15 protein-coding genes and 1 pseudogene are annotated in these 14,067 nt (G+C 71.6%); 6 read left to right on the top strand and 10 right to left on the bottom strand.

The features are described from left to right. The first annotated feature begins 292 nt into the window (after positions 1 to 292). Positions 293 to 445: a hypothetical protein gene (locus M8J73_RS36675; RefSeq protein ID WP_249829585.1), complete on the top strand. Its 153-nt coding sequence runs from the start codon at positions 293 to 295 to the stop codon at positions 443 to 445. 174 nt (positions 446 to 619) lie between these two features. On the opposite strand, the gene M8J73_RS36670 is transcribed toward M8J73_RS36675, so the two are convergent. The 3 genes from M8J73_RS36670 to M8J73_RS36660 form a co-directional block, all read right to left on the bottom strand. Beyond that, complete coding sequence (locus M8J73_RS36670) at positions 620 to 1,774, bottom strand: hypothetical protein (RefSeq protein WP_249829584.1); 1,155 nt, start codon at positions 1,772 to 1,774, stop codon at positions 620 to 622. A 116-nt stretch (positions 1,775 to 1,890) separates the two neighbouring features. Further along, positions 1,891 to 2,214 carry a hypothetical protein gene (locus M8J73_RS36665; protein WP_249829583.1) on the bottom strand — a complete coding sequence of 108 codons (324 nt, stop codon included), beginning with the start codon at positions 2,212 to 2,214 and terminating at the stop codon, positions 1,891 to 1,893. Between the two features lie 52 nt (positions 2,215 to 2,266). Beyond that, the gene (locus tag M8J73_RS36660; RefSeq protein ID WP_249829582.1) at positions 2,267 to 3,214 is read right to left on the bottom strand and encodes an alpha/beta hydrolase; all 948 of its coding nucleotides are present in this window, start codon (positions 3,212 to 3,214) and stop codon (positions 2,267 to 2,269) included. A gap of 178 nt (positions 3,215 to 3,392) precedes the next feature. On the opposite strand from M8J73_RS36660, the gene M8J73_RS36655 reads away from it, so the two are divergent. Both M8J73_RS36655 and M8J73_RS36650 read left to right on the top strand, forming a co-directional pair. Further along, positions 3,393 to 3,911, top strand: a complete 519-nt coding sequence (locus M8J73_RS36655) for a MarR family winged helix-turn-helix transcriptional regulator (protein ID WP_206188096.1) — start codon at positions 3,393 to 3,395, stop codon at positions 3,909 to 3,911. A gap of 149 nt (positions 3,912 to 4,060) precedes the next feature. Next, a complete protein-coding gene (locus M8J73_RS36650; protein ID WP_249829581.1) occupies positions 4,061 to 4,759 on the top strand; it encodes a 2-phosphosulfolactate phosphatase in 699 nt (232 codons plus the stop codon). 20 nt (positions 4,760 to 4,779) lie between these two features. On the opposite strand, the gene M8J73_RS36645 is transcribed toward M8J73_RS36650, so the two are convergent. Then, a complete protein-coding gene (locus M8J73_RS36645) occupies positions 4,780 to 5,883 on the bottom strand; it encodes an FAD-dependent oxidoreductase (RefSeq protein ID WP_249829580.1) in 1,104 nt (367 codons plus the stop codon). A gap of 137 nt (positions 5,884 to 6,020) precedes the next feature. On the opposite strand from M8J73_RS36645, the gene M8J73_RS36640 reads away from it, so the two are divergent. After that, complete coding sequence (locus M8J73_RS36640; RefSeq protein WP_055541578.1) at positions 6,021 to 6,509, top strand: phosphatase domain-containing protein; 489 nt, start codon at positions 6,021 to 6,023, stop codon at positions 6,507 to 6,509. Positions 6,510 to 6,544: 35 nt separating this feature from the next. Here M8J73_RS36640 and M8J73_RS36635 read toward each other — a convergent pair whose 3' ends face one another. The 5 genes from M8J73_RS36635 to egtA all read right to left on the bottom strand — a co-directional run bounded on the left by M8J73_RS36635 (position 6,545) and on the right by egtA (position 11,390). Continuing rightward, on the bottom strand, positions 6,545 to 6,760 hold the full coding sequence (locus tag M8J73_RS36635) for a dodecin (protein ID WP_055541560.1): 216 nt from the start codon (positions 6,758 to 6,760) through the stop codon (positions 6,545 to 6,547). A 244-nt stretch (positions 6,761 to 7,004) separates the two neighbouring features. Next, on the bottom strand, positions 7,005 to 7,967 hold the full coding sequence (gene egtD / locus M8J73_RS36630) for an L-histidine N(alpha)-methyltransferase (RefSeq protein ID WP_055541561.1): 963 nt from the start codon (positions 7,965 to 7,967) through the stop codon (positions 7,005 to 7,007). Next, the gene (egtC, locus tag M8J73_RS36625; protein WP_055541562.1) at positions 7,964 to 8,773 is read right to left on the bottom strand and encodes an ergothioneine biosynthesis protein EgtC; all 810 of its coding nucleotides are present in this window, start codon (positions 8,771 to 8,773) and stop codon (positions 7,964 to 7,966) included. The genes egtD and egtC overlap by 4 nt, the downstream gene beginning before the upstream one ends. After that, the gene (gene egtB, locus M8J73_RS36620) at positions 8,773 to 10,119 is read right to left on the bottom strand and encodes an ergothioneine biosynthesis protein EgtB (RefSeq protein WP_055541563.1); all 1,347 of its coding nucleotides are present in this window, start codon (positions 10,117 to 10,119) and stop codon (positions 8,773 to 8,775) included. Before egtB ends, egtC begins: the two co-directional genes overlap by 1 nt. Then, a complete protein-coding gene (gene egtA / locus M8J73_RS36615) occupies positions 10,116 to 11,390 on the bottom strand; it encodes an ergothioneine biosynthesis glutamate--cysteine ligase EgtA (protein WP_055541564.1) in 1,275 nt (424 codons plus the stop codon). Before egtA ends, egtB begins: the two co-directional genes overlap by 4 nt. 300 nt (positions 11,391 to 11,690) lie before the next feature. On the opposite strand from egtA, the gene M8J73_RS36610 reads away from it, so the two are divergent. After that, positions 11,691 to 12,557: a TIGR02452 family protein gene (locus M8J73_RS36610; RefSeq protein ID WP_055541565.1), complete on the top strand. Its 867-nt coding sequence runs from the start codon at positions 11,691 to 11,693 to the stop codon at positions 12,555 to 12,557. Here M8J73_RS36610 and M8J73_RS36605 read toward each other — a convergent pair. Further along, positions 12,554 to 12,844, bottom strand: a pseudogene (locus M8J73_RS36605) (type II toxin-antitoxin system PemK/MazF family toxin); the annotation flags it as partial. The gene M8J73_RS36610 and the pseudogene M8J73_RS36605 sit on opposite strands and share 4 nt — an antisense overlap. Positions 12,845 to 13,838: 994 nt before the next feature. Here M8J73_RS36605 and M8J73_RS36600 point away from each other — a divergent pair. After that, positions 13,839 to 14,054: a hypothetical protein gene (locus tag M8J73_RS36600; RefSeq protein ID WP_157873290.1), complete on the top strand. Its 216-nt coding sequence runs from the start codon at positions 13,839 to 13,841 to the stop codon at positions 14,052 to 14,054. Positions 14,055 to 14,067 lie beyond the last annotated feature (13 nt).

Here is a 14,067-nt window from a genome sequence, read left to right as displayed (position 1 = left end):
GGTAAAGCCCCCGCACAGCCGGTCCCACGCGTCCCCGGATGAGGAGTATTGCCATGAGTGATGCCCAGATCGGTCGTAGAGCGCTCCTGCGCGGAGCAGGCGGCCTGGCCGCCCTCGCCGCTCTGCCGTCCCTCTCCGCCTGCGGTACCGGCGCCAGCCGGACGGCGGGTGGAGTGGCGCCAAGGGCGGCAGTAAGACGGTCATCGTCCGTGACAGCGGCGGTTCCTACGGTGCGGCCCTCCAGAGGGCGATCTACACGCCGTTCACGCAGGAGACCGGTATTCAGGTCAAGGTGCTCAACCTGGACGACGCCCCGCTGATGGCGCAGATCAAGCAGGGTCGCCCGCAGTGCGACCTCATCAACAACTCGATGATGTCGCACACCAAGTACGTCAAGCAGGACGCGCTGGAGGCGCTGGACCTGGACCGGGTAAAGAGCGCTTGAAGATCCCCGAGGCCCAGGTCACCGAGCAAGACCTGAGCAAGCCGAATCCGCGGCGTGGAGCAGTCACGGCAGCCCGGCGGGGAACCTCGGTCCTTCCCGCCGGGCCGGCCCTTGGGCGTATCCACCGACCGACCCCTCGCGCTGCCGACGGCGCAGCGCGTGGCGCGAGAGGCCCTACGTTTCCGTCGTCTCCGTCCGGGCGGAGGACTGACTCTCGCCGTCGCCAGGCCGGGACGCGGGGTCAGGGCGCCAGGCTCTGGGGCCGCCCTTCAGGCGTTCCAGCGTGCGCGTCAACTGCTGGAAGGGGGACGTCGACTGCGTGGTCGGCTGCTGCTCTGCGGGGACGGCGCCGCCCGACTCGCGGTACACGGCGAGCGCCTCGTGCGCACGTTCGGCCGCCTCCCGGTACAGGTCCCGGGACTGCGTCATGGCCTCCAGCGCCTCGGCGTACATCGCCACCAGCTTCCGCTCGCGGACGAGTTCCTCCTCCAGCGTGAGCAGATGCCACTCCTCCCGCAGGGCGGTGAGGGCGGCGGCCGCGCCGTCCGGCAGGGGCCGCGGCAGCGCGGCGAACCGGGTCACCGCCGCGATGAGGTCGGTCGGCTCCGAACCGTCCAGGAACACCGCGCGTACGGAGAACTCCCCGGCGTCGAGGTCGGCGGGCGCGGGGCTGCCGGGCAGTACGACGGCGCCGCCGCGCGGGACCTCCAGGTCGAACTCCCGCAGCGCCCAGTTCACCACCCGCAGCTGGTGCGGCGCGGCACGGTGCTCCACCACGCGGTGCCGCAGGCTCGGCGCCAGCCACCGGGCCAGCGGCAGTCGGCCGCGCTCGTCGGTGCTCATGGCCTCGTGGACGACGACGTGGACGCACCATCCGGCGTGCCCGGCGTCCCTGAGGAGACGGCGGGCGTCCTTGTCGTCCTCGGGCAGGGCGTTGATCCTGCTCAGCGACAGGCCCGTGGCCGCGTCGTGGTCCCAGTCGCCGTACTCCGGCCAGAACCGGGTGACAGGGGAGGGCCACGCAGGGTCCCACGGCTCCTCCGCCTCCGCGACGATCGTCCACTCCCGCCCGGCGCCGAGGTCCGGCGCGAGACTCAGCCGGGCGCGCACCGTCACCTCCCCGGCGACCCGCCAGCGGGCCTGGAAGACCCGCTCCGGCGAGTCACCCCCGGGGTCGGGCAGTTCCAGGAAGTCGTCGATGGTCCGGCTGTCCTTGAGCCGGCGCAGGGTATGACGCAGGACGTCCTCCGCGTCGGGTCCGACGTGGCGGCCGCGCGCCGGCCACACCGTGGGAGGCGTCGTGGGACGGGCTGTGGGGGAGGCAGGCATGAGTCCATCGGGCAGCAGGGGCACGTGCGCCTGCCAGTATCGTCGTCGCGGCCCGGCGGAGATCACCGGGGGTCCCGCCCGCCCCCGTGTCCGCCCCGCGACCGTCTTCGAGGTACCTACCGCTCCTCACCTCCCCGATCGGTCTCCGGCTCACGTCCCGAGACGACATCGGTGACGCCGGACTCGTCCGCCGTGTCGTCACCCGGACGAGGTGTGCCGCGACCGCCCGCCTGACCGCCGCCGGTGCTGCCGTAGCCGCCCGGCACGCCGGGGACGCTGTCCGCGTCGGCCTGTTCCCGGCTGATGTGGCGGGTGGCGCGCACCCCGGCGCGCCGCTCGGGATGCGGATAACTGAAGGGACGAGCGGCGGCGCGGGCCTCCTCGGCCGCCTCCGCCTGCTCGGCCCTCTCCTTGGGATCTGGTGCCTTGCCGTCATTCATGCGGTCCGCGTACCCCTGCGCGGACGGGCCATGTGACGGGGAGGGCTACGCGTCAGGACGCCTTTCTCCCGGTGAGGGCACGCCGCACGTGTGCGGCGATCAGTGGGTACACCTCGCGGGCCTTGTCCTCGTCGCCGGCGTCGTAGCCATGATCGGCGCCGGCGACGTCGTGGTGGCCGATCAGCGCCCCGGCCGTACGGAGCCGGTCGGCGTAGGCGACGCCCTCCGCCTTGAGCAGGTCGTACTCGGCGGTGACCACCAAGGCCGGGGCGATGCCCGTCAGATCGGCGGTGTCCGCGGGGTTGGCCGGTGAGGCGAGGCGGTCGGCGCGCTGCTTCGGGTCGGGAATGTAGGAGTTGTCGAAGACGTCCGCCATCCAGGGGCGCAGCAGCGGCTTCGCGATCGCGGCACGCTTGTCTCGGGCCGGGGTGGCCAGGTCCAGCGGCGGATAGTGCAGGATCTGGAGGGCGAGGGAGGGGCCGCCCTCCTCCAGGGCCTGGCGGGCCACCGCCGCCGCGAGCCCGCCGCCCGCGCTCTGTCCGCCGACGCCGAGCCGGCCACCGTCCCAGCCCTGCTCACCGCCGTGCTCGGCGGCCCACCGGACGACCTCGAACGCCTGCCGGGGCGCGGCAGGGAACGGATGCTGCGGGGCGACGACATAGTCCACGTTGAGGACGGCGACACCCGCCTCGACGGCGAGGCACCGGCACAACGCGTCGTCCAGTTCTATCTGCGGCATGACATAGCCGCCGCCGTGGAAGTTCACGTGGACCGGTGGGGGAGCGCCCTCGTCGTCCGACGGCAGGTACAGCACCGCGCGGGCCGGGCCGTACGAGGTCGGGATCGACAACTCCCGTGTGGCACAGGTGTATTCGGGAAGCCTGGCGAGCCAGGACGCCGTGGACCCCGTTCCGGAGGACCGCCTGCTCATGGCCACCGACAGGCGTTGCATCGTCCTGGCCGCCAGGGCGGCCACCGCCGGACGAGCGAGGAGGGACATGGGCGGCTCCGTTCGGTCCGCGGACGCTCGACACCACCGTGCAACGCCCCGTCGTTCGAGAAACCAATCATCAGGAAACCTGTTAATGGAGATCGCATCCTATGGGGTGCGCCTGCGATTGACCAGGACTGTCGCGGTGAACTTACTTGAGTTAGGCAACTAATGGTAAAATGGGTCCATGCCTCCCTCACCGCTGCCCCTCGACCCCGCCTCCCCGGAGGTGGTCGAGATCGAGCGTGCCCTCACCCGCATCACCTACCTCAGCACCCGGGCCCGGGCGCACGAGCGCCTGATGAGCCTCGCCGGGGTCCCGCTGGACCGCGCTGCCGTGGCGCTCCTGCGGCAGATCGCCGAATCCGAGCCGATGCGCCCGGGGGAGCTGGCCAACCGTCTCGGTGTCGAGGCCTCGCACGTCACCCGCCAGGTGCAGCAGCTGCAGAAGTCCGGCTACGTCAGCCGCGTCCCCGACCCGGACGACCGGCGTGCGCAGCGCATCGAACTCACCCCTGCCGGGCAGCAGGCCATCGACCGTGTGCGCGAGGCCGGCGTCCGCGGCATGCAGATGGCCCTGGCGGACTGGTCGCCCGAGGAACTCCGGCAGCTCGCCGGCCTCTTCCATCGGATGGTCGACGACTTCCTCACCCACGCCAACGACATGACGGAGCAGGGGGCCGCCGAGCCGGCGCACACCAGCTGAAGCGCACGAAATCCTAGCCGGGGCCGGCGCCCGCGACGGCGGACACGGCCTCGAAGGCGGGCATGGCGGTGACGGCGGACATGCCATCCACGGTGGGCATGGAGGGACGGCGGGCAGAGCATCCCCGGCGGGCACGGCATCATGGTCCGATGGATCATCACTTCGTGGGAATCCCGGAGTTGACCGGCGTCCCCCGCGTCGCGGTCGTCATCGACGTCATCCGCGCCTTCACCGTGGCCGCCCGGGCCTTCTCGCTCGGCGTCGAGAGGATCGTCCTGGCCGCGACGGAGAGCGAGGCGCTCGCCCTGAAGGAGAGCCGCCCGGGGTGGCTCGCCCTCAAGGACGGTCCCCCGGCGGAGGGCTTCGACGCGGTCAACTCGCCCGCTCTGCTCAGCGGGCACGACCTCGCCGGTCGCACGCTGGTGCAGAAGACGACGGCCGGGACCGTGGGGGCGCTCGCCGTCGCGGACTCCCCGCTGGTCCTCTGCGCGAGCTTCGTCGTGGCCGGCCCCACCGCGCGCTACCTGCGGGCACGGGCATCCGGCCCGGTGACCTTCGTCGTCACCGGCGAGGAGGGCCGCGCCGACGAGGACCTGGCCTGCGCCGAGTACATCGGCGGACGCATGGCCGGGGACGAGGTCGAGGCGGCCCCGTACGTGCACCGCGCGAGGACGTCCCGCGCCGCGACGGACCTCGCCGCCGGACTGCGCGGCGGATACCACCCCGACGACCTCGACCTCTGCCTGGAGGTCGACAGGTTCCCCTTCGTGATGACGGCACGCCGGGAGGACGCGCTGACGGTCCTCCGCCCTGTCCCGGTACCCGACACCCCGCCCGGCACGGGCTGACCGGAGCCCGCGCCGGGACCTCAGGCGGAGTACCCGAGTTGCTTGCGCATGTACGGCGTCATCAGGGTCCTCGCCTTCGCGAGGGTGCTGGTGCGGCCGCCGAGCACGGCGGTCTCGCCGCCCGGCACGGGGATCAGGGTGAGCCCGTCGGCCGGTCCGAACGGCACGATCAGCGGGGTCCGCTGGACCGGCCGGTAGAGACGCGGTTCCTTGCGGTGCTTCCCCGAACTCCCCAGATAGGTGCGGATGTTGTGCGCGGCGATGTCCGCCTGGGCGATCGCGGCGGGGGAGATCTTCAGCTCGCTGACGTCGTTCACGTCACCCACCGCGAACACGTCGAGCCGTCCGTCGACCCGCAGCATCCGGTCGACCTTCACATGCCCGGCCGCGTTCAGCCAGTCGCCGTGCCCGGCCAGCCGCAGCCACAGGGTGTTCGGGGTGGTGCCGGTCGCCCAGAACGACAGATCCGCCTCGATGAGACGGCCTCGGCCGTCCCGGTACGTGCCGAAGTCGGCGCCGGGAGAGATGAACGAGTCGAGGCGCACCTCCACGTCGTGCGACTCCAGCCAGGCCAGGGCCCGCCGCCCGGCCCACTTGCTGCCCGTCGAGCTGAGCAGCGCCGACCCCGCGTGCGCGAGCGTCACCCGGGTGGCGGGCCGGGCCAGCCGGATCTCCGCCGCGAGCTCCACGCCACCGGGACCGCCGCCCACGACGAGCACATGCTCGGCCGCGGCGATGCTCTCCTGGTGCGCCGCGAACGTCTTGGCCGCCTCCTCCGTGGTCGTCCCGAGGAAGCGGGCGGGCTCCGGATAGTCGGCGCCGGTGGCGATGACCACCACGTCGTACGGCAGCCGCTCACCGGTGGCCAGCTTCACGTACCGCTCGGCGGTGTCGATGGTGACCGCCTTGCCCACCATCACCCGGCCGTTGCCCAGCAGCCGGTCGTAGGGGATGAAGGGCGTCGTCGTCCATTCCTCCTGTACACCGGCGCGCAGAGCGGCGATGCGATGGAAGAAGACCTCCTTGCGGTCCACCAGGGTGACCCGCGCGTACTCGTCCAGTTGCTTGGCGAGGCGGATGCCCCCGTATCCGCCGCCGATCACGATCACTTCGCCGTCAAGCACACCGATTCTCCTGTGCTGTTGTGGGGGGAGAGAGGACGAGCCTAACGTTTGAAACTTAAAGCTATGGGAGGGGTTTGTGTGCCTTGTGTGAAGCGACGGCGGACGACACGAGTAACGCTCTGCCTAGGGTGGACCCCGTGACCGACGACAGCAGGCCCCTCGCCGTATTCGATCTCGACAACACGCTCGCCGACACCGCGCACCGGCAGCGGTACCTGGAGCGCAAGCCGCGCGACTGGGACGCGTTCTTCGCCGCCGCCCCGCAGGATCCGCCGCTGGTGGAGGGCATCGACCTGGCGCTGCGGTACGCCGAGGAGTGCGAGGTCGTGTATCTCACCGGGCGCCCCGAGCGGTGTCGGCGCGACACCGTCGACTGGCTCGCCGCGCAGGGGCTTCCCGAGGGGCGGATCTGGATGCGGCGGAACCACGACCGGAGGCCGGCCCGCCGCACGAAGCTGGAGACTCTGCGGCAGCTGGCCGGGACCCGCGAGATCCGCGTCCTCGTGGACGACGACGAACTGGTCTGCGAGGACGCGGAGCGGGCGGGCTTTCCCGTCGTACGAGCACGCTGGGCCGCCGCCTCCGCCGAACTGAAGGTGGCGCAGGAACGGGAGGGCCGCACCTGACGGGTGCGGGACGGGGATGTCGTACGTGAGAGCGGTCAGTCGGTACCCTCGAGTCGGAAACCGACCTTCAGGCCGACCTGGTAGTGCGCGATCTCGCCGTTCTCGATGTGCCCCCTGACCTGCGTCACCTCGAACCAGTCCAGGTTGCGCAGGGTCTGGGCGGCGCGGGCGATGCCGTTGCGGATGGCGTGGTCGACGCTCTCGCCCGAGCTGCCGACGATCTCGGTGACCCGGTACACGTGGTCGGACATACGGCTACTCCTATCGGGACCTCTCGCCGTGGCCGGCACGGCCACACGTCCCTCCACGGTGCCCCACGTCGCGCTCCCGCGCGAGACGGTTGTCGCCGGGCGCGGAAGAGGTCGGGGGTGCGGGTGGTTCGGCGGGTGCGGGTGGGCCGTGGTTTCTCGCGCGGTTCCCCGCGCCCCTGAAGGGACGGGGCCCGCGGCCCGCCCTTCATCAACCGCCGCTCACCCGCGGCCGAACCCTGCCCCGTTACCCCGCCACGCTCAGGGACAGCGCGAAGCGGCCCTCCTCGTCCGTCCACCAATGCGTCAGGTCCAGCCCCGCCGCGGCCAGTTCGGCCGTCACTCCCTCTCTGCGGAACTTCGCCGACACCTCCGTCCGCAGCTCCTCGCCGGCCGCGAAGTCGACCGCGAGATCGAGCGCGGGGACCTTCACGGTCTGCGCGGTCCGTGACCGCAACCGCATCTCGATCCACTCCCGCTCGGCGTCCCACAGGGCGACGTGGTCGAACGCGCCGGGATCGAAGTCCGCCCCCAGCTCACGGTTCATGACGAACAGGACGTTCTTGTTGAACGCGGCCGTCACCCCGGCAGCGTCGTCGTACGCGGCGACCAGCACCGCCTCGTCCTTGACCAGGTCCGTGCCCAGCAGCAGCGCGTCGCCGGGTGCCAGCAGGGCCCGCACCGAGGTCAGGAACGCGGCCCGTTCCTCGGGGACGAGATTCCCGATCGTGCCGCCGAGGAACGCCACCAGCCGCGGCCCCGGGGTCTCGGGCAGCCGGATCCCGGCGGTGAAGTCCGCGATCAGGGCGTGCACCTCCAGCCCCGGCCGCTCGGCGACCAGCGCCTCGCCGGCCTGCCGCAACGCGCTCTCGCTCACATCCACCGGGACGTACGTGTGCAGCTCGGGCATCGCGTCCAGCAGGTGCCGCGTCTTGTCGGACGAGCCGGAACCCAGCTCGACGAGTGCGCGCGCACCGCTCGCCGCGGCGATCTCCGCCGCCCGGCCGAGCAGGATCTCCCGCTCGGCACGGGTCGGGTAGTACTCGGGCAACTCGGTGATCCGGTCGAACAGTTCACTGCCGTGCGCGTCGTAGAACCACTTGGGCGGCAGCGTCTTCGGGGTGCGGGTGAGGCCGTTCAGGACGTCGGCGCGCAGGGCCGCGTCCGTGGCGTCCTCGGGCAGGGTGCGGGTGAGGCGGAACGGGCTCACGCAGGGGACTCCTTCGGTGGTGCGGGGACTGGACCGGCGCCCGGGCGCCCGGTTTCCTCCGGTTCCTTGAGCGGGGTGAGCAGGACGTCCGTGCGGTCGGCCACGAGCAGCGTGCGGTCCGGCACCTCGACCCAGTGCGGGTCGTCGTCGTACGGCTCGGACGCCACGACGGTGCCGCGACCGGGCCGGGCGAGGTACCACAGGGTGTCGCCCCAGGCCGTCGCGATGATGCTGTCGCCGCTGGTGAGCAGCAGGTTGAGCCGCGACCCGGGGGCCGCCCGGGCGACCTCCAGGACCGTGTCGGCCAGCGCCTGCCCCTCCTCGTCACCGGCCCGCAGCCGGTTCAGGACCAGGGCCCACACGAACGCGGAGTCGTTGCGGGCCTCCATCGACAGGATCTCCACGGCGGGCAGCCCGCCGGCCAGCGGCGCCAGGGACCCGGGCCACCCGGCGACCGCCCCGTTGTGGCTGAACAGCCAGGGCCCGCCGGCGTACGGCGCCGCCGCGGCCTCCTGGTCCGCGCCGGGCACGGTGGCGTCCCGTACGGCGGCGAGCAGCGCCCCCGTGCGGACCAGCCGGGCGAGATCCGTGAAGGACAGGTCGCCCCAGATGGGTCCGGCCCGCCGGTAGCGGCCCGGGACCGGGTCGCCGTCCGCGTACCAACCGACGCCGAAACCATCGGCGTTGACCGTCCCGTACCGCTGCCTGCGCGGCGCCCACGACTGCCGGAACAGACTGTGCTCGGGCTCGCTGAGGATCGCGCCCAGCGGCACCTCCGGCCCCAGGTAGGCCACGTGACGGCACATCAGACGGCCTCCGGGGACGCGTCACGGGCCGTGCGGAAACCGCTGAAGATCTGCCGCCGGATCGGATAGTCCCAGTTGCGGAACGTCCCCCGGCACGCCACCTGGTCCACGGCGAACGAACCACCCCGCAGCACCTTGTACTCGGGGCCGAAGAACACCTCCGAGTACTCCTTGTACGGGAACGCCGTGAACCCCGGGTACGGCAGGAAGTCGCTCGACGTCCACTCCCACACATCGCCGATCAGCTGCCGTACGCCCAGCGGGGACGCGCCCTCCGGGTAGCTGCCGGCCGGGGCCGGACGGAGGTGGCGCTGGCCCAGGTTGGCCTGGTCGGGCGTCGGGTCGGCGTCGCCCCACGGGTAGCGCGTGGAGCGCCCGGTGACCGGGTCGTGACGGGCGGCCTTCTCCCACTCGGCCTCCGTGGGCAGCCGCCGCCCCGCCCAGCGGGCGTACGCGTCGGCCTCGTACCAGCACACGTGGAGCACCGGCTCGTCGGCCGGCACGACCTCGGTGACGCCGAAGCGCCGCCGCAGCCACTGCCGTCCGTCACGCCGCCAGAACAGCGGCGCGGTGATGCCGTGCGCGCGGATGTGGTCCCAGCCGCGCGCCGTCCACCAGCGCTCGTCCTCGTAGCCGCCGTCGGCGATGAACGCCTGGTACGCGCCGTTCGTCACCGGGGTGGTGTCGATGTGGAACGGCGGGACGACCCGCCGGTGCGCGGGCCGCTCGTTGTCCAGCGCCCACGGCTCGGTCGAGGTGCCCATCATGAACTCCCCGCCCGGCACGAGGACTTCGTCCGGCCCCGTGAACAGCGGCGCCGGACCGGGGTCGGGCGCCGACAGCACGGCCGGACCCCTGCGGAGCTGATGGGTGATCAGCATCGTCTCGTCGTGCTGCTGTTCGTGCTGGGCGATCATGCCGAAGGCGAAGCCCGCCTCGGTGAGCCGGGTGCCGTGGAAGTCGCTGTCCTCCAGCACGTCGAGGGCCCGGCCGCGTACCTCGGCGAGGTAACGGCGGGCCTCCTCCGGCGGCAGCAGCGGCAGCGAGGGCCGCTCGGCACGCGGATGCTCGAAGGCGTCGTACAACCCGTCGATCTCGGGCCGTATCGCCTCCCGCCCCGCGACGTTGCGCAGCAGCCACAGCTCCTCCTGGTTGCCGATGTGGGCGAGGTCCCACACCAGCGGGGACATCAGCGGCGAGTGCTGCGCGGTGAGGTCGGGTTCGTCGACGGCGGAGGTGAGGAGCGCGGTGCGGGCGCGTGCCGTGGTCAGCGCCGCCAGCGCGCGCTCCCGCAGTATCTCGGGGCCGGCGTCGTGCGTCGGGGCCGGCGTCTCGGGCGCGGTCATGCGGGGAGGTCCTTCCCGTGCAACTGGTCGAGCAGATCGTCGGCGGGACAGCGTCCCCGGGCCACCTGGCGGTCGATGAACTCCGCCACGGCGTCCAGCACCCGTGTGCTCGCGCCGAGCCGTGGCAGTGCCTCGGCCGCCGCGGCGAAGCAGACGGCCGCCGCCTCCCGCAGCTCGGGGTCGGCCAGGCCCGAACGGGCGGCCGCGTCCCACAGCGGATTGCGCGGCGCCCGCAGGGAACCGGCCCGCTCGGCCAGGGGCTTGACCGCCCGGTAGGCGACCTCGGTGGCCTCCGGGTCCTCGAACAGCGCCGTCGTCACGGCGAGCGGCACGAGCCAGCCGTCCTCACCCGGCTGCGCGTCGATCATGCGGAGTTCCAGATGGCCACGCGGCCGTACCGGCGGGAACAGCGTCGTCATGTGGTACTCGAGATCGGCGCGGCTCGGCGGGGTGTCGGACCGGATCCACTCCCGGAACGACATGGCGCCCGGGACACCCCAGGGCCCCTCGTCGGCGCGGATGCACATCACCGGCGCGTCCAGCACCAGCCGCGCCCAGGCGCCGCGCGGGTCGCCGTCCAGGTCCGGGGCCGTCGTCCGGCCCGGGTCCATCGCCGCCCACAGCGACTGCCGTGTCGAACGCCAGCCGGTGATCCGGCCGCCCGCCAGCGGGGAGTGCGCGAACGCGGCCAGCAGCACCGCGCCGAGCTGGTGCGTCAGCCACCAGCGCCGCTGGTAGCCGAGGGGGCCCGGTTCCTCGTACCCGGCGTCGATGCAGACCTGCACGGACGCCGACGAGCACATCATGGACCGGCCCTCGGGCCCGAAGCGGTCGAGGTACACCTCCATCGCGTCGTACCGGGGCTCGCGCAGGAACCGGGTCGGGGGGTTCCAGGGATCATGGCCGAAGCCGCTGATGCCGAGGTCCGCCTCGCGCAGCGTCGCGCGTACGGCGTCCAGGTCGGCGGAGACGGATCCGACGCACTCCATCAGGGAGGCGGCGGGAGCGGAGCTGAGCTCCAGCTGGCCACCCGGCTCGATCGTCAGTGACGACGCCAGGGGCAGGGGCCGCAGTGCGGCGTAGGCCGCTTCGAGTCGTGCGGGTGTCGCGGGGAGCCGCGGATCGCGCAGCTCATGGACGTGCCATTCGAGTTCGACACCGAGGGTGCGGGGTGGTCCGGTCTTGAAGCAGATGCCCCGGACGAGGGCCTCCACCTCCGCCTCGGTGACCAGGGAGCGCTGCTCCGTACAGCCACTAGCCGAATCTGACATGTCGGGATCCTCCTGAGATTCCACCATGTCGCCGATCCGGTGCCGCGAGGGCCGGACCGGCGGTGCTCGTCCCACCCAAACCCTTGGGTGACGGTCCGCACAAGGGTGCAGATCGCCGCAATGCGGATCGTCGATCTCTGTTTCCAGGAACTTCAGGCACCTCTTCCCGGACCCGTCGAGGGTCATTCACGCCAGGAAAACTCCGTTGCGGTCATCCATCAGCATCGCCCAGGATGCGTCCATGAGCACGACGGGGGAGCGCGCACGGGCGGCGTTCATGGCGCGCACGGGGGTGGCGCCATGAGCGCCCGCCTGCGGGGCATCGCACGGGAGACCGAGGACATCGTCGCGGCGGGCTACTACCGCGCACCGGACGGCCGCGAGGTGTCGCTCGCGGCGTCGATCGACGCGGCCCGCTCGGGAACACGCCTGTACGGCCCGGACCCCGTGATCCCACCGGCCGCCCCCGTGTCCGTGCCGACTCGGATCGAGGTCACCGGCGAGAGCAGCCTGGAGGCCGCCCGCCGTCTGACCGGCACGGCTCCCGTAGCCGTCCTCAACTTCGCCTCGGCCCGCAACCCGGGCGGCGGCTACCTGAACGGCGCCCAGGCCCAGGAGGAGGCCCTCTGCCGGGCCTCCGCCCTGTACGTCTGCGTCCGCGAGGCCCGCGGCTTCTACGACCACCACCGCGCCCACCGCGACCCGTTCTACACGGACCGTGTCATCCACTCACCGGCCGTGCCCGTCTTCCGTGACGACCGCGGTGACCTGCTGCCCGCCCCGTACACGGCCGGATTCCTGACCTCCGCCGCCCCGAACGCGTCGGTCGTCCGCCGTACGGCGCCGGAGCGCGCCCGTGAACTGCCGCGCGCCCTGGCCGTGCGCGCGGAACGGGTCCTGGAGACCGCCGTGGCGCACGGCTACCGCAGGCTGGTCCTGGGCGCCTGGGGCTGCGGTGTCTTCGGCAACGACCCGGCTCACGTGGCGACCGCGTTCCGCACGCTCCTCACGGACGGCGGCCGGTTCGAGGGCCACTTCGAGCACGTCGTCTTCGGCGTACTGGACCGCACGAGGGGCGCGACGATCCGGGCGGCATTCGAACGCGAGTTCCATGTCGGCTCCGCGGGAGCGCCGGCCGGATCCTCCGGCGCGAGCCGGATCCCCTAGCGCCAGCCGTACCGTTCCCGCAGCCGGTGCACCACGGAGTTGAACCGCATCCGGTCCAGGGCGCACGCCTCCCGCCGCATCCCCGCCTCGTGCAGGCGGAGCACCCGGTCCACGCCCACCCAGGACGGCCGCCCCGAACGGTCCCACGGCCCGCTGCCGATCGGCACCCACTCCCGGTCCCCGTCGTGCCCCTTGCTCGACAACTGCACGGCGAGGAACGTCCCGCCCGGCTCCCGCGCCACCACCAGCACGGGCCGGTCCTTGCCCCGCCCGTCGTTCTCCTCGAACGCAAGGCGAGAAGGGAACGGCGTTCTGCCGCCCCCTCTGACCTGCCCGTTCGCCCATGTCGAGATGGGAATCAGGAGACGGGGTTCGTCGGGGTTTCACCAACCGACCCCGTCCTACCAGGGCGTTCGCGGCAGGGCCGCAGGCGGGGAATCGCCGGGGAGCCGGAGCGCGATTCGCCCTGACAGGTAATGTGGACACCAGACGCCCCAAGGAGGCGCAGTCAGTTCGCCGGGATGCTCATGGCTCCTGGCGCTCCGCTGCCAATCCAAGGGGCTTTCTCTATGTCCGATTCCCAATATCGAGTACACATCCGCAGACAGTGCACACACCCTGACCTGCGCATACACACCGAATCGCACCCTCAGCGGCGAGTCGTCCGCAAGTCCTTTATCTCGACATGGCCAGAGCCCATCCAGGGGCTGGCAGCCGATCAGGTGGGTTGCGCCCTCAACCCACTCAGCCTCTCACCTGCGGAAACATGTCGATCAGGTGGGTTCAGGTGGGTCTACGACACGCTACCGGCTTTCGTAGCGCGCCCTCTCATAACTACTTCTCTTCCTCTCTCGCATTTACCTACCAAAGAACCCACCTAACCCACCTCAGAGAGAGATATCCCCAGGTAGACAGCCGATTTCGACAAGGTGGGTCGCTCCTGCCCAACCCACCTATCAGGTGGGTTGAACCCACCTCCGACCCACCGACGCGCGCCCCGGCTCTCGCCCTAACGCCCCTTCACACCCGCCGTGGGGCCTCGCTGGCCCGTAGCCGAGTCCGCGCCTCCGACCCTTCCCCCGCGCCCGACGCACGCCCGAACGCGCCTTACGCGGACGCCTACGGCTTCGGTCTCTCCATAAAGCAACTCGCCAATGTCGAGATAGATATTCCAATAGCGAGATTGCGAATACTGCCATTCGCGCGCAGCTGCTCGGAAAGTCGGAATACGCGCTTTAATTAGGGGGTCAAGGCAACCCACGAACCCTGAAGGGCATCGCTATGTCTTCTGTCGGACGCACGAACATGGGGATAGGCGGCATGCCGCGCCTCAATGTCCCCGTGCACGCGGAAGTGGCTCAGGGCATCAAGGCGTACGCGCTCACCCAGGACATCAGCGTTTGCACGCTGGTCCGAGAGCTGCTCTACGACTTCGCACGCAATGAGCTGGACATCGCGGTCGAGGACCTGCCACCGACCAAAATGTCCAAGAAATGACAGAAGCCCCCGG

Source organism: Streptomyces neyagawaensis, from assembly GCF_023516595.1.
Taxonomy (GTDB): Bacteria; Actinomycetota; Actinomycetes; order Streptomycetales; family Streptomycetaceae; genus Streptomyces; species Streptomyces neyagawaensis.
This window is presented reverse-complemented; position numbering and strand designations above follow the sequence as displayed.